Origin of the sequence: Pleomorphomonas sp. NRK KF1 (genome assembly GCF_023721755.1) — a bacterium.
Taxonomy (GTDB): domain Bacteria; phylum Pseudomonadota; class Alphaproteobacteria; order Rhizobiales; family Pleomorphomonadaceae; genus Pleomorphomonas.
Window position 1 is genome coordinate 1 of the sequence record NZ_JAMDLH010000002.1, and the last position, 18,646, is coordinate 18,646.

16 protein-coding genes are annotated in these 18,646 nt (G+C 65.4%); 7 read left to right on the forward strand and 9 right to left on the reverse strand.

Features of this window, described 5'->3' with window-relative positions; all coding sequences use genetic code 11:
- On the forward strand, window positions 1-1,171 hold a 1,171-nt coding region (locus M4J39_RS05425), incomplete at its 5' end, for a UxaA family hydrolase (RefSeq protein WP_251726814.1).
- Window positions 1,172-1,185: 14 nt separating this feature from the next.
- Here the strand turns inward: M4J39_RS05425 and M4J39_RS05430 are convergent.
- From M4J39_RS05430 to M4J39_RS05450, 5 genes are all read right to left on the reverse strand, one after another.
- Entirely contained in the window at window positions 1,186-1,821 is a 636-nt protein-coding gene (locus tag M4J39_RS05430) for a LysE family translocator (RefSeq protein WP_251726815.1), read from the reverse strand.
- A gap of 68 nt (window positions 1,822-1,889) precedes the next feature.
- The gene (locus M4J39_RS05435; RefSeq protein ID WP_251726816.1) at window positions 1,890-5,249 is read right to left on the reverse strand and encodes an error-prone DNA polymerase; all 3,360 of its coding nucleotides are present in this window, start codon (window positions 5,247-5,249) and stop codon (window positions 1,890-1,892) included.
- Window positions 5,250-5,451: 202 nt separating this feature from the next.
- On the reverse strand, window positions 5,452-7,029 hold the full coding sequence (locus M4J39_RS05440) for a DNA polymerase Y family protein (protein ID WP_371875430.1): 1,578 nt from the start codon (window positions 7,027-7,029) through the stop codon (window positions 5,452-5,454).
- Window positions 6,947-7,927 (reverse strand): DNA repair protein, encoded by a 981-nt coding sequence (locus M4J39_RS23030; protein WP_251726817.1) that lies wholly within the window; start codon window positions 7,925-7,927, stop codon window positions 6,947-6,949. The genes M4J39_RS05440 and M4J39_RS23030 overlap by 83 nt, the downstream gene beginning before the upstream one ends.
- 146 nt (window positions 7,928-8,073) lie before the next feature.
- Window positions 8,074-8,829 (reverse strand): DeoR/GlpR family DNA-binding transcription regulator, encoded by a 756-nt coding sequence (locus tag M4J39_RS05450; protein WP_251726818.1) that lies wholly within the window; start codon window positions 8,827-8,829, stop codon window positions 8,074-8,076.
- A 91-nt stretch (window positions 8,830-8,920) separates the two neighbouring features.
- Between M4J39_RS05450 and M4J39_RS05455 the strand changes: the two genes are divergently transcribed.
- From M4J39_RS05455 to M4J39_RS05475, 5 genes are all read left to right on the forward strand, one after another.
- Window positions 8,921-9,535, forward strand: coding sequence for an NUDIX domain-containing protein (locus M4J39_RS05455; protein WP_251726819.1), 615 nt, complete (start codon window positions 8,921-8,923; stop codon window positions 9,533-9,535).
- Window positions 9,529-9,888 (forward strand): DUF4406 domain-containing protein, encoded by a 360-nt coding sequence (locus M4J39_RS05460; protein WP_251726820.1) that lies wholly within the window; start codon window positions 9,529-9,531, stop codon window positions 9,886-9,888. Before M4J39_RS05455 ends, M4J39_RS05460 begins: the two co-directional genes overlap by 7 nt.
- A gap of 87 nt (window positions 9,889-9,975) precedes the next feature.
- The gene (locus M4J39_RS05465) at window positions 9,976-10,965 is read left to right on the forward strand and encodes an L-threonylcarbamoyladenylate synthase (RefSeq protein ID WP_371875402.1); all 990 of its coding nucleotides are present in this window, start codon (window positions 9,976-9,978) and stop codon (window positions 10,963-10,965) included.
- A gap of 91 nt (window positions 10,966-11,056) precedes the next feature.
- Window positions 11,057-11,986, forward strand: a complete 930-nt coding sequence (locus M4J39_RS05470) for a histone deacetylase family protein (protein ID WP_251726821.1) — start codon at window positions 11,057-11,059, stop codon at window positions 11,984-11,986.
- Between the two features lie 510 nt (window positions 11,987-12,496).
- A complete protein-coding gene (locus M4J39_RS05475) occupies window positions 12,497-12,688 on the forward strand; it encodes a hypothetical protein (protein ID WP_100081086.1) in 192 nt (63 codons plus the stop codon).
- A gap of 206 nt (window positions 12,689-12,894) precedes the next feature.
- On the opposite strand, the gene M4J39_RS05480 is transcribed toward M4J39_RS05475, so the two are convergent.
- Window positions 12,895-13,455 (reverse strand): copper chaperone PCu(A)C, encoded by a 561-nt coding sequence (locus M4J39_RS05480; RefSeq protein ID WP_251726822.1) that lies wholly within the window; start codon window positions 13,453-13,455, stop codon window positions 12,895-12,897.
- 115 nt (window positions 13,456-13,570) lie between these two features.
- On the reverse strand, window positions 13,571-13,978 hold the full coding sequence (locus M4J39_RS05485; RefSeq protein WP_251726823.1) for a DUF2946 family protein: 408 nt from the start codon (window positions 13,976-13,978) through the stop codon (window positions 13,571-13,573).
- 201 nt (window positions 13,979-14,179) lie between these two features.
- Here M4J39_RS05485 and M4J39_RS05490 point away from each other — a divergent pair, with 201 nt between their 5' ends.
- Entirely contained in the window at window positions 14,180-15,157 is a 978-nt protein-coding gene (locus M4J39_RS05490) for a magnesium transporter CorA family protein (protein ID WP_251726824.1), read from the forward strand.
- Here M4J39_RS05490 and M4J39_RS05495 read toward each other — a convergent pair.
- Window positions 15,152-16,792, reverse strand: a complete 1,641-nt coding sequence (locus M4J39_RS05495; protein ID WP_251726825.1) for a Na/Pi cotransporter family protein — start codon at window positions 16,790-16,792, stop codon at window positions 15,152-15,154. The genes M4J39_RS05490 and M4J39_RS05495 overlap by 6 nt on opposite strands.
- 738 nt (window positions 16,793-17,530) lie before the next feature.
- Window positions 17,531-18,574, reverse strand: a complete 1,044-nt coding sequence (locus M4J39_RS05500) for a helix-turn-helix domain-containing protein (protein WP_251726826.1) — start codon at window positions 18,572-18,574, stop codon at window positions 17,531-17,533.
- Window positions 18,575-18,646: the final 72 nt, after the last annotated feature.

The following is an 18,646-nucleotide window of genomic DNA, read 5'->3' on the forward strand; positions in this document are numbered from 1 at the left end:
GACGATATCGGCCTACGAGCGGGTGAACGGCGACATCGGCATCCGCAACGACCTCTTCATCGTGCCGCTGGTCGGCTGCATCAACGGCCTTGCCGACAACATCGCCAAGGCGGTGCAGAAGGAGGGGCTTCTGCCCGAGGGCTCCAGCGTCACCGTCCTCTCCCACCCCTACGGCTGCTCGCAGCTCGGCGACGACCTCGCCAACACGCGCGGCATCCTGCAGAACTACGTCGCGCATCCCAATGCCGGCGGCGTCTTGGTGCTCGGTCTTGGCTGCGAGAACAACACCAAGGCCTACTTCAGGGAAGGGCTGGAGCTGCCTGACCCCGACCGCGTCCGCTTCCTGACCAGCCAGGAGGCCGGCGACGAGAGGACGGAAGCGCTCGCCCTCTGCCGCGAGCTCACCCAGAAGATGGCAGGCGACAGGCGGACCGAGGTTGGCGCCGACCGTCTCCGCATCGGCCTCAAGTGCGGCGGTTCGGACGGCTTCTCGGGCATCACCGCCAATCCGCTGCTCGGCGCCTTCTCCGACTGGCTGACCGGCATCGGCGGCACCACCGTTCTCACCGAGGTGCCGGAGATGTTCGGTGCCGAACAGCTCCTGATGGAGCGCTCGGAGAGCCGCGAGGTGTTCGACAAGACGGTGGCGCTGATCAACGACTTCAAGCGCTACTACGTCGACAACAACCAGCCGATCTACGAGAACCCCTCGCCGGGCAACAAGGCGGGCGGTATCTCGACGCTCGAAGAGAAGTCGCTCGGCTGCACGCAGAAGGCCGGCCTCTCCACCGTGCGCGACGTGATCGGCTACACCGGCAAGATCCGCAAGCCCGGCCTCAACCTCCTGTCGGCCCCCGGCAACGACGGCGTCGCCGTCACAGCGCTCGCCGCCTCGGGCTGTCACATGGTGCTGTTCACCACCGGACGCGGCACGCCGCTCGGCGGCGTCGTGCCCACCATGAAGATCGCCACCAACAGCGACCTTGCGACCCGCAAGCCGCACTGGATCGACTTCGACGCCGGCCCCATCGCCACCGGAGAGACCACCGTCGAAGGCCTCAGAGACAGCTTCGCAGACGCCGTCCTCCAGATCGCATCCGGCAAACCAACCAGAAACGAAACCAACGAAATCAAGGAAATCGTCATATTCAAAACCGGAGTCACGCTTTAAGCGGGAAAAGCCGCTTATCGCTGCAGGGCGGCGAGCTTTGCCGCGAGGCCGAGAAACAGCGCCCCCAGCGAGCGGTCGAGCCATAGGCCTAGCCGCGTGCTGGCGCGCAATCGCGCCGTCAGCCAGGCGCCGCCGAGCACCACCAGCGGCTCCACGGTTGCCGCGACGACGATGATCAGGACGCCATGCAGCAGGAGCTGCAGCGGCACCGGCCCCGCGCCTTCGACGACGAATTGCGGCAGGAAGGCGAGGAAGAAGATCGCCACCTTCGGGTTCAGGATGTCGACCAGCATGCCTTGAAGAAAGACGGCCGACAGGCGGCTCTCGACTTCTGCCGCCTTGACGTCGAAGGCGCCCGCCTTCGATCGCAGGGCCGAGATGCCAAGGTAGGCGAGATAGGCGACGCCGGCCCATTTCACCAATGAGAAAGCGGTGGCGGACGTGGCGACGATGGCCGACAGGCCGATGGCGGCAAACAGCACGTGGCAGAAGGCGCCGGCCCACAGGCCGAACATGGCGGCGAGCCCCTGCCGGCGGCCGCCGCGCGCCGTATGGCCGAGGATGAAGGCGATATCCGGCCCCGGCGACACGTTCAGCAGGAAAGCCGCCGCAAAGAAGGTTGCCCAGTGCGCCAGGTCGTAGCCCAACATGTCCGTCCCCGTGTCCTAACGGCTTCAGATCTATCCGGTCGGCGGCCGCAATGCATGCGGAAACGCCATCACGCCCGCCGCCGAGCCGGTACGTGTCGCGTGGCACGGGCGGGCACGTCGAGATCGGCGGCCACGTCCGGTTCGGCCGGCAGGGGCGCGTTGGCCGGGTGCGGCGGCTGGTAGATGGGGTCGGGCAGTCCACCGCCCTTGTCGGTGGCGCGTACCGCCTCGCCGGGCGGGGTCAGCGCCGCCGCCGCGTCGTCGGCCGCGAGATGACCGAGGAGATGCGTCAGGTTGACGATGCGGTCGGCCACCACATGGATGACGCCGCTTTCGGACTGCATGCGGCCCGTCACCGACACCATGCGGGAGCCGAGCACGATGGCCCGGTGCGCCTCGAACACCTTGGCCCAGACGACGATGTTGGCGATGCCGGTCTCGTCTTCGAGTGTCAGGAAGATGGTACCCTTGGCCGTGCCCGGCCGCTGACGCACCACGATGAGGCCGGCCACCGTGACGCGGCGGCCGTCGGCGGTTCGCGTCAGATCGTCGCAGGGCATGGCGCGCAAGCGGTCGAGGTGGGAGCGCAGGAAGCTGACGGGATGGGCGCGCAGCGACATCCGGAGATGGCGATAATCCATCACCACTTCCTCGCCCGGCAGCATGGGCGGCAAGTGCATGTCCGGCTCGATCTCGCGGCCCGCCTCCTCGGCCGCCAGGAACAGCGGCAAGTCGTCCTTGTCGCCGGTCCTGCCGAGGCCACGCACCGCCCAGAGCGCGTCGCGGCGGCTGAGGCCGAGCGAGGCGAAGGCATCGGCGTCGGCAAGCCGTTCCAGCGTCGAGCTCGGCAGGCCGGTGCGGAGCCAGACGTCGCGAATGGAGTCGTATCCCCTGCCCCGACACTCGACTATCAGCCGACCGTCACTCTCCTTGAGACCCTCCACCTCGCGGAAGCCGAGGCGAAGGGCATGGGTCGTCCGGATATGCCCAGCCATCGAGGCGTGGCGCCGATGCGGCGTCACCTCCGGCGCGCCGGGCTCCAGCGTCGCATCCCAATCCGAGAGGTTGATGTCGGGCGGTCGCACGGTGACGCCATGGTCGCGCGCGTCGCGGACGATCTGGGCCGGCGCATAGAAGCCGAGCGGCTGGGCGTTGAGCAGCGAGGCGGCGAAGACGTCCGGGTAGTAGCACTTGATGAAAGCCGAGGCGTAGACCAGCAGCGCGAAGCTCGCGGCATGACTCTCGGGAAAGCCGTATTCGCCGAAGCCTTCGATTTGCCGGAAGCAGTTCTCGGCGAAGGTACGGTCGTAGCCGCGCCCGGCCATGCCCTCCACCATCTTGTCGCGGAAGGTGTGAATGGTGCCCATGCGGCGGAAGGTGGCCATGGCGCGCCGCAGCTTATCCGCCTCGCCCGGCGTGAAGCCGGCGGCGACGATGGCGATGCGCATCGCCTGTTCCTGGAACAGCGGCACGCCCAACGTCTTGCCAAGCACCTGCTCCAACTCATCCTCTGGACCATGCTCGGGAGACGGGGCTGGATATTTCGGCTTTTCGAGACCTTGCCGCCGCCTGAGGTAGGGATGCACCATATTGCCTTGAATAGGCCCAGGGCGGACGATCGCCACCTCGATGACGAGGTCATAGAAATGGGCCGGTCTCAAACGCGGCAGCATGCTCATCTGCGCCCGGCTCTCGATCTGGAAGACGCCGAGCGTATCGGCGCGCTGGATCATGGCGTAGACCGCCTTCCGCTCGGGCGGCAGGCTGGCCAGCGTCCAGTGCCGATCATAATGCTCGCCGAGCATTTTCAATGCCTTGGCGAGCGCCGTCAGCATACCCAGGGCCAGGATATCGACCTTCAGCATGCCCAAGGCGTCGAGGTCGTCCTTGTCCCACTCGACGAAGGTGCGGTCGGCCATGGCGGCGTTGCCGATCGGCACGGCTTCGTCGAGCCGGCCAGCCGTCAGAACGAAACCACCGACGTGCTGGCTGAGGTGACGCGGAAAGCCCGAGAGGTCACGGGCATATTTCAGCACCATGGCAAGCCTCGCCTCGGTGGGATCGAAGCCGGTGCGGCGGGCGTCGTCGTCCTTCAGTCCCTTTGATGGCGATCCCCAGACCGAGCCCGACAATGCCGTCACCGCGTCGTCGGTGAGGCCGAACACCTTGCCCACCTCGCGCACGGCGCTGCGGCCGCGATAGGTGATCACCGTGGCGGCGATGCCGGCCTTCTCCCGACCGTAGCGTCTGTAGATGTACTGCATCACCTCCTCGCGCCGGCCATGCTCGAAATCGACGTCGATATCCGGCGGCTCGTCGCGTTCGACCGAGATGAAGCGTTCGAACAGAAGATCGCCACGCCTGGGGTCCACGTCGGTAATTCCAAGGCAATAGCAGACGACGGAGTTGGCGGCCGATCCACGCCCCTGGCAGAGAATGCTCTCCGAGCGCGCATAGCGGACGATGTCGTAGACGGTGAGGAAATAAGGCTCGTATTCCTTCTGGGCGATGATGGCGAGCTCATGCTCGATGGTCTTGCGAATTGCCTCGTCAACCCCTTCCGGAAAGCGTCGCTTCACCCCCTCTTCGACCAGGGCTCTCAATGCTTCGGCAGCCGTGGCGTAACCCGCGAAGGCTTCGCGCGGATATTCGTACTTGAGTTCGTCGAGCGAAAAGCCGAGCCCGTCGAGGAAGCGTACCGTCTCGCTTACCGCCTGCGGCAGGTCGGCGAACAGGCGTTCCATTTCCTCCGGCCGTTTGAGGTGGCGTTCGGCGTTCTGTTCGAGGCGCAAGCCGGCCTCGTCGATGGTGACGTGCTCGCGGATGCAGGTGACGATGTCCTGCAGCGGTCGCCGTTCGGGAGTGTGATAGAGCGGATCGCCGAGGGCGATCGGCTTGAGACCTGCCGATTTTGCCAGCGCCGCGAAGGCGGCAAGCCGGCGCCGGTCGTCGCCGAGGCGCGGCATGGTGACGCCGAGCCAGAGCTGGCCGGACAGGTCGGCGGCGAGCTTTTTCACCTCAGCGCCGAAGGCCGGCAGAAGGCGGCGCGGCGGCACGACGATCAGCCGGAGGCCTTCGGAAAACTCCAGAAGGTCGCCAGCCGTCAGGATGCAATCGCCCTTCTCGGCCCGCATGTTACCGGTGGTCAGCAGGCGGCAGAGCCGACCATAGGCGGCGCGGTCCTTGGGATAGGCGAGAATATCGGGCGTGCCATCGGTGAAGACGAGGCGGGAGCCGACGGCGAGCCGCACGCCGTATTCCTTGGCCGCCACATGGGCGCGCACGACGCCGGCCAGCGTGTTGCGATCGGCGATGCCGATGCCGGCATAACCAAGCTGCCCGGCCGTTCCCACCATCTCCAGGGCATGGGAGGCGCCACGCAGGAAGGAATAGTTGGTGACAGCGGCAAGCTCGGCATAGGCGGTCATGATCGCCTCCGAAAACCTTTACGAGGCCAATTTCCGCCATCCCCCCTCTCCCTGGTCCCTCCCCCACAAGGGGGGAGGGGACGATGGGACCAGCCGACCCATTTCCGAGGCAAGTCGAACCTTCCAATAATGGGTAGATTTAAGCCGCGTCCCCTCCCCCCTTGTGGGGGAGGGACCAGGAAGAGGGGTGAGCCCAGCCTCCTCATGCGAACAGTCCGTGCACGAACCAGCGCGGATGGTTGGTTTCGACCTGAAAGAGGCCTTCGCGGAACATCCAGAAGCGGCGCCCCTCGGCATCCTCGACGCGGAAATAGTCGCGCGTCGGCGCCTCCTGCCGCCACCACTCGCCAGCGATCCGTTCCGGCCCCTCGGCGCGCTTCACCTCATGCGTGACGCGCCGCCAGCGAAAGCGGAGCGGCGGGCCATCCGGCACCGAGGCCATCGCCTCCACCAGTTCCGGCTGCGCGAACAGGCGGATCGGCCGCTCGGGCGGATCGCCGGCCAGGACATCGGTTGCCGGGAAGCTAGCCTCTTCCGCCACGTGGGCCGGCACGGCGCGGCTTGCCCGCTCGGGAATGTGGCTCGCATAGAACTTGAGTCGCCGCACCCGGCCCCGGCCGATGCGGGCGCCGACACGGTCGACGAAGCGCGTCAGCTCCAGCGCCGTATCGGGCCCGGCAAGCGACAGGACCTCGGCGTCGCGGCGGCTCGCCTCGGTTACGGCAACGGTGACGCAATCGAAGCCATACCCGGCATCGAAATCCTCGGCGAGGCTGTCGAGCCGGCGGCAGAGGATGTCCTGCATGACCGTCGCCTCGCGGCTCGGACGGCTGAGACCTGCCTCGACATGGGCGAGCGCGCCATCGACGCGCCAGAGGCTGAGGCGAAGATGCAACGCCCCCTCGCCGGCCGCCTCCAGCCGCTCGGCCAGCGCGCCGATCAGCGACAGAGCGACGGCGCGCACGTCTTCCTCGCGGGCGATCGGCTCGAAGAAGCGGCGCTCGGCACAATAGGGAGCGACGGGCAGTCGCGGGGAGAAGGCCTCGTCGGCCAGCCCCAGCGCCCGATCGAGCTGGATGAGCGGAGCACGACCGAAGCGGGCGGTAAGCGGCGCGCGCGGGCCGTCCATCAGGTCGCCGATGCGCTTGAGACCAACGCGGGCGAGCGCGTCCACAGTCGTCGCGTCGAGCCGCAGCGCCGCCATGGGCAGGCCGGCCAGCGCTCGTCGCTCCTCGCCGGCTTGCAGCCGCCCGCCTCGTCCGAAGGCGGCAAGCGCATGGGCGGCGCCGATGGTCGAGGCGATGCCGATGCTGACAGTCAAGTCCTGCCGCTCGAGCCGACGCGCCATGTCGGCCGCCAACGCCTCTTCGCCGCCGAACAGATGGGCGCAGCCGGCGATGTCGAGCACCAGCGTGAAATCCTCCGGATATGGAAACTCCGGGTCGACGGACGACGTGCCGATGCGGCGGCCGGCCAGCGGCGTATAGCGCTGCGCCCAGTCGCAGAGACGATCGAGGAAAGCGGCGTCGGCCTCGGGATCGGCGGCGCGGACGTCAAGGCCGGGCACGCGGGCACGCGCGTCGGCCAGGCCGAGTCCCGGCTGCAACCCGAGCCGCACCGCCTGCCCGTCGACATGGGCGAGACGCACGGCGCTCCGATGTTTCGCCGTCAGCACCATGGGTGGGCGCGCCGAGGCCTCAGCGGCTGCGGAAGGGGACGACCGCTCCCGATCCAGGCGGGCGAGACGGTCGGTCGCCAGATGCGGCAGCCAGGCGACCAGATAGCGGGACTGCCAGGGGGCCGGCCCCTTCGGCTTTGGGCCTGGCGCGCGGGGCTCGGAAGGATTGCTCATCGGTACGCCACTCCATCATCCACGCGCCGACAGGACCGAAACGATTACGCGCAAGATCGGCCGCGAAAACCGGATTGCCGGGCTGGCGGCCGCCGTTGCTCGGGGCGGCCGAGATGCGCCAGCGCGTGACGGCGCTGGTCGGACCCGGAATGCCGCCCGTCCGGAGCAGGATGCCGGTGGCCCGGCCGCCATCGGCGATCAGCGACAGGCGGCGGCAGGCCGTCAGGTCGAGCCGGCGGTCGTCGCCGAAGGGTTCGATCAGCACCGCCCCGAAGGCACGGGCGGCAAGCCCCTCCTCGGCGGCGCGCAGCACGTCGGCGGTGTCGCCGGCCGTCACCGCGACGAGCCGCGACGGATCGAGGCCGAAGGCGGCAAGGCCAGGCCCATAGGGTTCGCCCGCCTCGCGCCCGGCCATCTCGGCACGCACCCAGAGCCAGAGACTGTCCCGCCCGGCCGCTCTCAACAGCAGCCCGGCGCAGGCCAGTGCGAAGCCGGTCGCCGAGGCCATGTCGGGCGCACCGGCCGGGCTCACGTCGTGCAGTGCGCCACGCTTGAGTCCCCCCGTCGCCGCATCGACCTCCGGATGACCGAAAGGAAGCGCCGTCGTCTCCGCGCCCGCCCAGGCGTTCGCGACCCGACCACCGCGAAAAGCGGAGGTCGGCGCGGCACGGATTGCGGCGGGCGCGATATCGTGCACCGGCACGCCGGCCAACTCTTCCACAGCCTCGGGATCAGCCCGAACCTCGCCCCGGCCGCGTGCCCGTTCCAATTGGGCGACCTGCCGTCGAAGCATGGCAATCCTGTCCGTCGACTCGCTGGCGAGCACGGTTCAAACTCCCGTTTCCGTGGGTTTTGTTCTCTATATGTTCCAGTATAGGAGGGGCATTCGAAGAGTCAACGGGGATGCGATGGAAACCCGTCGGGATCCTCCTGTTCGGATTCGAAAAATCGCCACTTCCCTGGCAGCCGCAGTCATACCTCGATCAGGGTCAGGCCGGCGGATCTGAAGGGATCGAGCACCTCTTCGGCAAGATCCGACACCGTCACGAGGGTGCCGACATCGCCGAGCGGCATGATCTGGTAGGGCGAAGCCGCCCCCAGCTTTTCCTCGGTCGCCAGCACGACGGTTTCCGCCGACTGCCGGGCGATCAGGTTCTTGACCGCCGCCTCCTCCCGGTCGCCGGTGGTGACGCCGGTTTCCGGATGAATGCCGGTTGCGCCCATGAAGAACAGATCGGCGCGGATGCGCGAGATCGCTTCGGCGGATGTCGCTCCCACCGCGACGATGGAATGCTTGAACAGCCTGCCGCCGATGAGTTCGACCTCCACATGGGGATGGCGGACAAGTTCCACCGCGATGCTCGGGCTATGGGTCACGACGACCGCCCTGAGATCCAGGGGAAGATGGCGCGCCAGTTGCACGTTCGTCGTGCCGCCGTCGAGAAAGACGATCTGTCCCGACTGGATCAGGCGGGCGGCGGCTTGTCCGAGCCGTGCCTTCACCGACGAGCCGACCTGTTCGCGCGAGGCGAAATCGGCGACCGCCGACGAGGCCGGCAGGGCTCCCCCATGCACGCGCTGCAACAGCCCCTCGCCGGCAAGTTCGCGCAGATCGCGGCGGATCGTATCCTCGGACACGCCCAGCCGCTGGCTGAAATCCTTGGCCACGAGACGGCCTTCCTGCCTCAACACCAGTTGGATCAAGGCCTTGCGTTCCGACGTGAGCATGCAATCCTCATCTGCACGAAAATTCTTGACTCTGCACGATATTGCACGAAACTAAGGGCAGGTCCAGAGTTCCGAAGACAAGGATACGAACTTGAGCATAGCCGATCGCGTTCGCGTGGAAGACGTCACCGTCCTCTCCGATGACTGGTACATCCTGAAGAAGACGATCTTTTCCTTTCGGCGCAGCGACGGAAGCTGGCAGCGCCAATCGCGCGAGACCTACGACCGGGGAAACGGCGCGACGATCCTGCTCTACGATCCCAGCCGACGCACTGTGATCCTGACCCGCCAGTTTCGCTATCCGGCCTTCGTCAACGGCCACGACGACCTGCTGATCGAGGCGCCGGCCGGCCTTCTCGACAATGCCGCGCCCGAGGTTCGCATCCGCGCCGAGATGGAAGAGGAAACGGGATTTCGCGTGCGCGACGTCCGCCCGATCTTCGACGCCTTCATGAGCCCCGGCTCAGTGACGGAGCGGCTGCATTTCTTCGTCGGCCGGTACGAACCCGGCGACAGGATCTCTGCCGGCGGCGGCAACGAGATCGAGGGCGAGGATATCGCCGTTCTCGAAGTCGGCATCGACGAGGCCCTGTCGATGATCGGATCGGGCGTCATTCGCGACGGCAAGACGATCATGCTGCTGCAATACGCCGCCCTCCATCTTTTCCCCCAAACGATCCCGAACAAGGCAACCATCGCATGCTGATCCTGATCGCCGGTCCCTACCGCTCCGGAACCGGAGACGATCCCCAGAAGATGGCCGACAACCTCCGTCGCCTGGAGCAAGCCTCCTGGCCGCTGTTCCAGGCCGGGCACGTTCCGATGATCGGCGAATGGGTGGCCCTTCCCGTCTGGCGGTCGGCGGGTGGGACAACGCTCGGCGACGAGCTCTACGACCGGATCTTCTATCCGGCTGCCGAGCGTTTGCTGGCGATTTGCGATGCGGTTCTTCGTCTTCCAGGAGAATCCAAAGGCGCCGACAATGACGTCCGCATAGCAAAAGAGCGGGGATTGCCGGTCTATCATCGGCTGGAGGACGTGCCGGGAGTTGGAAGCTGATCCTGCCCTGCCTTGACCTCGCCATGGATTGGCCCCACACAGTCCCGGTCCGGCGAAACGCCCCGACAATCCATACCGGGATCCTCCGTGCCCAACCGTTCTCCAGAATTTGCCCGCATCGAAGCGGCAACCGATGAATCTATCCGTCTCGCCGCCGATCGCATCCGGCAGGGCGAGCTGGTCGCCTTTCCCACCGAGACCGTCTACGGCCTCGGGGCCGATGCGACGCGCGGGCAAGCCGTCGCCGCCATCTACGAGGCCAAGGGGCGTCCCTCCTTCAACCCGCTGATCGCCCATGTCGACAGCATTGCCATGGCCGAGACGCTGGTCGTCTTCGATCCGCTGTCGCGGCGTCTGGCCGAAGCCTTCTGGCCGGGACCGTTGACGCTGGTACTGCCGGCACGGCCGGATTGCCCGGTATCCTCGCTGGCCACCGCCGGCCTCGACACGCTTGCCGTACGAATGCCGGCGCACAGGGTGGCGCTCGACCTGATCCGCGCCGCCGGCGTGCCGATCGTCGCGCCCAGCGCCAACACTTCGGGGCACGTCAGCCCCACCTCCGCCGCCCACGTCTATGGCGACCTCTCCCGCCGTGTACCGCTGATCCTCGACGGCGGCCGCACCGAGGTAGGCCTCGAATCGACCATTCTGCAGGTTCGCGACGACATTCCCTATCTCCTGCGCCCGGGTGGACTCGCCCGCGAGGACATTGAGGCGGCGGCCGGCGTCGCCGTCGTCCGGTCGGAAGGCGACCCGTCCACCGCGCCCGTGGCACCGGGCATGCTGGCCTCCCATTACGCGCCCCGCGCCCGCGTCCGGCTCGACGCCCGCCGCGTCGAGCCCAACGAAGCCCTGCTCGCTTTCGGCGGAGCATCGATCCGAGGCGCCACCGAGGCAAAGCGCGTCTTCAACCTCAGTCCGGCGGGCAGTCTACGCGAAGCGGCCGCCAATCTGTTCGACATGCTGCGCCGAGCCGACGGCGACGATGTTGCCGGAATCGCGGTGGCACCGATCCCCACGCATGGCTTGGGCGAGGCGATCCGGGACCGGCTGACGCGGGCGGCGGCTCCGCGCTAAACCTTCCTGCTACTTGACGGCTCGGTTGTAGCGGCATCCTCTGTCTCAGGATTTTCACGGACGCCGCATGGCGTCATGCGGAGAGGGGCGCATGCGGACACTTTTCCTGAGCCACCCGCGCTATCGCGACCATCTCGCCCCGGAGAACCACCCCGAACAGCCGGGCCGCATCATCGCCATCGAGCGACAACTTGAGGGCGAGGCGTTCCAGAACCTGATCCGCGACATGGCGCGTCCCATCACCGACGCCGAGATCCAGCGCGTCCATCCGGCCGCCTATGTCGACCATATCCGCATCCAGGCGCCGCACGACGGGCTAATGTCGATCAGCAGCGACACCATCCTGTCGAACGGGACCTACGAAGCGGCGCGGCTCGCAGCGGGCGCCGCATGCCTCGCCGTCGACGAGGTGATGGCCGGCCTTGTCGACAACGCCTTTTCCGCCGCCCGTCCGCCAGGCCATCATGCCAGCGCCCGGCAGGCCATGGGTTTCTGCTTCTTCAATCACGCCGCCATCGCCGCCCGCCATGCCCAGGCGGCGCATGGAGCGGAGCGTGTGGCCATCGTCGATTTCGACGTCCACCACGGCAACGGCACGCAGAACATCTTTTACGCCGACGAATCGGTGTTCTACGCCTCCATCCACCAGGCCCACCTGTTTCCAGGTACCGGCGAGGCATCGGAAACCGGCGTCGCCGACAACATTCTCAACATACCGCTCGGTGCCGGTGCCAACGGGGCTGACGTTCTCGCAGCGATGACCGATGCCGTTTTGCCGGCGGTTGCTGCCTTTCGGCCCGATTTCCTGGTACTTTCGGCGGGCTTCGATGCTCACTATCGCGACCCCCTCGGCGATCTCAATCTCGTCGAAGGCGACTATGCTACCCTGACCCGCTCCCTGATGGACGTCGCCGATCGCATCTGTGGCGGGCGTGTCGTATCCCTTCTTGAGGGAGGGTATGACATCGACGCTCTCGGCCTGTCGGCCGCCGCCCATATCTCGGCACTGATGGGGCATTAAGCCGGGCAAGCAACATCTCGGGCGCCGCGTAATCGCCAAGATGCCCGAGTTCAATGGTCCGTGCCTGTTGGCGAGGATCAGTGTTTGGAGCCATGCACGCCGAACTCATGCGCGACTGGTTGGGTGCCAAGCTCCACCATCGCTCGATAAAGGCTTCGCCTTGTCATGCAATGCCGCCCTGAGCGGCAGCCAATCCGGACGTCTGTTCAAATTTTGCTTAACGAGGCGTTAAGTTTTTCTTGGCCCGCTTATTCATTTTGCATCGCCTTCAATACTTGATCAGCTTTTGACCTCTGCTATCGGCAAAGCAAATGTCGCATTTTGGTCACGGACTCAAAAATCTAATTCAGCCTAGGAAGAAATCCGAACCGCATGAATGCTGCCTGCCCTTGTTCGGCCTCATTCGCAGGATTAATATATGAACGTGGAAGACGTGATTTAACCACGTTGTTCCAGAATGAATACATAAGACAAACCACGTACCCGGCAACGGGGTAGGACGGTACCCAGATGGTCAAACAGGCTGATGCTGTGAACAAGGGCCAGATCCAACAAGGCAGCGAGCTGGAGCTCGATGCCCAATATCATGAGATCGGCATTCCGGCGGTGAACGCTGCCGCGCGCGCCATGCGTCGTCAGGTGCAGCAGAAAGACTACACGACGGTCCAGCAGACCGCCCCCATGTTCTCGTACGAGGACTGATGGATCAGCCTTCCAGGGTTGCCGCATATGCGGCCGGCCCGGCGGCGAACCAACTCCTTTCAGATTTGCTTTCAAAGGCGATCGCGAGAATCTTATAGGTTCTGCGCGCGAGGTAGGGCTTGTGCCTTGAAAGCAGGGACTGGACTCGTCTACGGCCGGGGCTATGTCCCCGGCCGTAGACGTTTGTGGCGACAGCGAAGTGCGGGTTATCCGCCGTGCTTCATTCCCGCGCCATCCATCGGCATGGCATCGTGCCCGCCCGCCTTGTGATCCTTCGCCTTGGCGCTGATGGCTTCGACGGCGAACTCCACCGGGATCTCACCGGCCTTCTCGAAAAGCAGGGTTCCCTTGACCTTGGTGCCGGCCTCAAGTGGGGCCGTCAGCTTCATGAACATGAGGTGGTAGGAACCGGGCTTCAGCTCGACGGTGGCGCCGGCCGGGATGTCCAGCCCCCCGTCGAGTTGCCGCATTTTCATCACGTCGCCTTCCATCTTCATTTCATGCACTTCGGTGCGCTCGGAGAGCTCGAAGCTGCCGCCAACGAGCTTGTCGGCGTGCTCACCCGCGTTGACCACGGTCACGAAGCCACCCGCCATTTCCGCCCCATTCGGCGTGGCGCGCGTCCAGGGATGGTCGAGAGTGAGCGAGCCGGACTTGAACTCATGGGCGGCAGCCGGCGCAATGGCCAGCGTGGAAGCGGCGGGCAGGATCGCGAAAAGGCCCGCGACCAGTGCGGCGCGGAACGGTGGGGAAGCGAACTGGGGCATTGGAAACCTCGTCTATGAGGGAGTTACGGCCACTTTTGCGAGGCGCGGAGCGTCCATCAGCAGGTCGATCCGTCGCACGAGAAAGGGCGTCGATCTTTGGCGAGCAACAAACTTGTCAAGCGAGACCCGGAGGCCCCCTTTGCGGAGGCGGCCCGCCGGCCTCCAGTCGCCGCACGACGACGCTGGGCGCGGCCAGCTTGACCGGCAGACAGAATCCCACCGGCTCGGTGAGCCCAGCCGGGGGCGCCAGCGCGGCCGTCACGGTCCCGAAGCAGCAGGACAGACAGTCGTGCGCTATCCTTGCGGGCTTTTCGGCGGGCCGCGCGACATTGTCGGTACCGCCGTTCATCGAGCAAAGGACGAACGCACCGCCGCCGACACCCTCGCGCGCTTCGGAACGGGCAACGGACAGCGGAACCAGCGCCTGCAGCAGAAGCGCATAGACGAGCAGCACACGCATCAAGCTGCGCGTCAGCCTCGCCTGCGTTGGCTGCCAGTCGCCCCCCGCCATGATCTCCCCCACGGACCTATCCGATGAAACACTTACCAGATCGCCTTGGCGGTGCAATGTCCAACGGGAAAGACTCGACCGGCGGCACGCCCGCGTATAGAGAAACGGCAGACGGCAACGCCTCCTTCTTTTGGGAAGAGTCGCCGCATCCGGAGATTTTGCCCATCGCCAAGCGAACCGGCCTCGCGAAGGCCAGAGTTCTGGACGTCGCCCATGCTCAATGCGTTTCATCCCGTCGGCGACAAGCTCGAATACGCCCCCAATTGCGGCACCCTGGTGCCAGATCAGCAGACGCTTTGGATCGACCTGATGACGCCGACGCGTGCCGAGGAACTGGCCGTCGAGCAGTTCATCGGCGCCGAGCTGCCCACCCGCGCCGAGATGGAAGAGATCGAACCGTCCAGCCGGCTGTCGGTCGCCAATGACGTCCTCTATCTCACTGCCGCCCTGCCCTGTCGCGCCGGCAGCAACGACCCGGGCATTACCGTCGTCACCTTCGTGCTGACTGACAAGCATCTCGTCACGGTGCGCTACGACGAGCCCGGCACCATCCCCCTCGCCATCAAGAACGTGACGACGGCGGGAGCCAACGTGACGACGCCGCACGGTGCTCTGCTGACCATCCTGGAGGCCGCCATCGACCGGCTGGCCGACGTCATCGAGCAATCCGGCGCCCGTATCGAAACCATCGCCCGCCGGGTGTTCGAGGACGACTCGCGGACCTCACCGTCGGGCGATCGCTACAAGAGTTCGCTGCGGCGCATCGGTCGCGAAGGCCTGCGTCTCGGCCACTTTCAGGAGAGCCTGATCTCCCTCTCCCGTCTCCTGCTGTTCCTCACGGCCAAGATGGAAGGGCCGCGCTATTCCAAGGAAGACGTCGCCCGGCTGAAGCCGATGAAGAGCGACGTGACGGCGCTGGCCGACCACTGCCGGGGCCAGGAAGAACGCATCACTTTCCTGCTCGATGCGACGCTGGGCCTCATCTCGATCCAGCAGAACGACACCATCAAGATCTTCTCGGTTTTGGCCGTAATCTTCATGCCGCCGACGCTGGTCGCCAGTTTCTACGGCATGAACTTCCGCTACATGCCCGAGCTCGAATGGTCTTACGGCTATCTCTGGGGCATCGCCGCGATGATCCTGTCGGCGGCCGGCACCTATGGCCTCTTCCGCTGGAAGCGGTGGCTATGATCCTTGCCTGGGGCGTTCCGGATCGTCAGGAACGCCATCGAGAACGGCAGACTGATCCGCACGGCTTGGCCTGATGCGAGACTCCCTGAGATCGCCATGCCTGTCGAGAGTGGCGTAGGCAATGGTTGCGAACTTGGAGTTTATCTCCTTGAGCGCCGCGATCATCTCCAGGTGCTGGTTGCTCGAACCGAGACTGAGATGATCGCCCTGGCGAAGACGGGCGAGATGGGCGGCCCGGCTATGGCTTTCCATTTCGGTCACGGCCTGCTTGTGGCTCACCAGGCGCCGCGCCGTGGAAATGTCGCCGGTCCACGCCGTTTCCTCGGCAAGAATGATCGCCTGGTGGACGGCTTGCACCATGGCGTCAATCTCGGCTTTTCCCTCTTCGGAGAACTGGTACTCGCCCTTGATCTGCTCCAGCCGAAGAGCAATGAGCTTGCCGGCAAAGATGTCTCCACAGCGTTCCAGGCGGATCGCAAAATCGACGATGGGCCGGATGTCCGCCAGCTCTGCATCGTTCACAGCCGGCAGCTTGGCGTAGATCTCGCGAATGCTGGCCAAGGTGGCATTCATGCGCTTTTCCAAGCTCGCCATTCTCGCCGGATCCGGGACGGGCGCCGTGGCGTCGTCGAGCATCAACGCGGCGATTTCCAGCATGCTGGAGAGCTGACGCTTGATCATCGGGAAGGCAAGTCCCACGTCGTCGGCCACCCCTTTGGGTAGGCTGACGGTGAACGGCGCGTTGGCAGCACCAAAACGTCCGTCGATGAAACGCGCCAGACGCACGCAAAGCGGGGCGGATAGCAGCAGCATGGCGTTGAAGGCGAGATGCCCGGCAAGCATCGCCTCGCCGGTGCCAAAGCGAACGCCTTCCGTCAGGCCGCCGAAATGTGCTCCGACAAGCATGAGAAGACACAGCAGGACGAAGGCAAATCGCACTGCTGCCACCGCTCCCGCAACCGCCTTGCTGCGCGCGTTCTCATGCTTCAGCAGCCATAACGGCAAGAGTGCGCTGCCAAGGTTGGCGCCCAGTACGATCCCGAGGCCGGCGCTGACGCCAAGGGGCGCGTGAAGGGAGAAAGCCATGGTGGCCAGCAGCGCCGCGATGCTGGAGTGCATGAGGAGCGTCAGCGCGCCACCGACCAGCAAGGCCGTTACCGGATCGCTGTTCAGGTAACCGACGACGGCAGCGGCGCCCGGCAGGTTGGCAAGTGGGGCTACGCTCTGCCTGATGATCGCGAGAGACAGAAAAATCAGCCCTAGACCGAGAATGGTGCGGCCGTAATTTCGAAGACGCGGCTCCGTCGCACGCAAGTAAAGGGACCCTCCAACAAGAATGCAGAGAGGCCCAACCGCGGAAACCGGCAGTTGCAGAAACTGGACAGCCAATGCCGAGCCCATGTCGGCGCCGAGAGCCACGCTTGCCGCCACGCCGACTGGTACCGACCCGGTGCCGGCAAGCCCCGCCACGATCAACACTACGGCGATGCTGCCCTGCATGACAAAGCCAAGACCGGTGCCGGTCATCACATTGCGGACAGTCGACGCTCCCTCGGCGAGGCTCGACCTGATGCGGCCACCCCACAGACGCTCGATGCCGATCCGCATGAAGCGTACGGCAAACAGCAGAATCATTGCGCCGCTCAAAAGTTGGATCGCAAAGTTCAGGATCGTCATCGAACTGGCTTCCGCTGGAGCTTCTGGCCGGCAACTCTATACGCTAGTCGCCTAACAAATTCGGCAACCCACGCCCCCTTCGAAGGGCTTTTCAGACGATAAGTGGTGTGCCCCGGCGGCAGTGGCCATGCTGCGGACGGCAGGGAGGCGGTGGAGACCTGACATCAGGCAGAGAGCATCATCGGCCGACAGCCGATTCCTGTGGCAATACGCCTCAGGAAGCTGGAGATCGCAGTCGAGATCGGGTTCGGAGGAACTCGTCCAAGTCGAACGGCTCCTGCCTGCCGCGACCGTGACGCTTGTTTTCGAAGAGGCGGCCCACGCCGCTGCCTTCGCAGAAGAAGCGGCCGGACCGATGTCCGTCAAGACGCCGCGTATTCCTATCAGAAACAGGAGATCGAGGCGGTTGCGCTGGAGTTCCCAGGATATGGACTTGAGGTTGATGAGGGTCGGCAAGAAAGAACAAAAAACTGCTTTAAAAATGGCTTTTGCAGGGGACCGCCAGTGATCAACCGCCTCGATGGACCCGATCATCTCGGGACCAAAGCTCCATCGCATGCGAGCCGACCGATTTCTACGGTCCAATACGTAGCGTCCCGGAAATGGTCGTGGTGTGCCAGCCATCCCGCATTCCGTGACACCTCTTCTCGGGCGCAAAGACGGTGCGTGGCCTCCGGAGCGAGCTGCCGTTTGGTTCTATCGCCCGATGCTTTCGATCCACTGGGCCCAGCCCATTTCCGCCAGCCTCCCGGCGGCGTCCGGCAAACTCCTGCCCGAGGCGGCAAGCTGCCGCACCTCGCGAGGCGACAGGCCGGACTCGCGGCGGAAAGCCCGGCTGAAGTTCTCCGCATTGGGGAAGCCGTGAGCGCTGCCGATCTCGGAAATCGACACATGCCGCCAGTCGGGTGAGCGCAACGCCCGCAGGGCGCGCTGAAGGCGGCGCCGGTTGACGTAGGTGGCGAAGCCACCGACCGGTTCGAACAGTCGGTAGGCCTTCCGTCGAGACAGTCCGAATGTCGCGAGCAAGCTGTCGAGCGTGAGATCGGGGTCGAGAAGGTTGTCTTCGACGTGGCGCCGCAGACCGACAAGGCACGCCAGATTGACCCCGGCGACGTTGCGCTCGTCCGCATGACCGTTGATGGCAGCGGCAGCAAGGTCGAGGAGTGGAGGAATTGCGATTTCCGCTTCGCGAAGCGACATCCTGTCGAGCTGGCCGTAGAAGCTCTTCAGGCTTTCGCGAAACAACGCGACCAGCGGCAGCCCTGCCGGAACGACTTTCATGTGAGCGGTATCGGCGGACTCGAGCCGCGTCGTCATCAACCGCCTCGGCACCACGAAGCTGATCTGGTCATGGTCCGTGGTTGTGGTCGAAAGCGGCTGGGCCATGTCGATGACGTAGAGGTCGCCCTCACCCGCCACCTCCGAGTTGCTCCCGCCGCGCGAGGCGCTTCGCCCGCTGAGGTAGAACTGCAGCAGGTAGCCATCCATGCCGTCACGGGCGATCTTGTAACGTGAGCGATCAAAGTCCTGCGTGGTGCTGCGCAGGCGACCGAGAGCGACATCGCCCATGAAGGCCGCATCGACGTTGGCAAAGAAGCCCTCCTCGACGCTCTTGCGCGGACGCGCATCGAAAATGACGCCGATCGCCTCGGTCCAGGCCGGTTGGGCCTGACGGGGCGGCAAAGCGCGGGTGTCGAAACGAGAGCGAAGGGGTTTCGGTTCGGAGGTCGTGGCGCTCATTGGAGATCGGGCGCTCCGGTTGCCGCACGGGAAGCCGGCAATCTGGATAAATACTCATACATGGCGGACGTG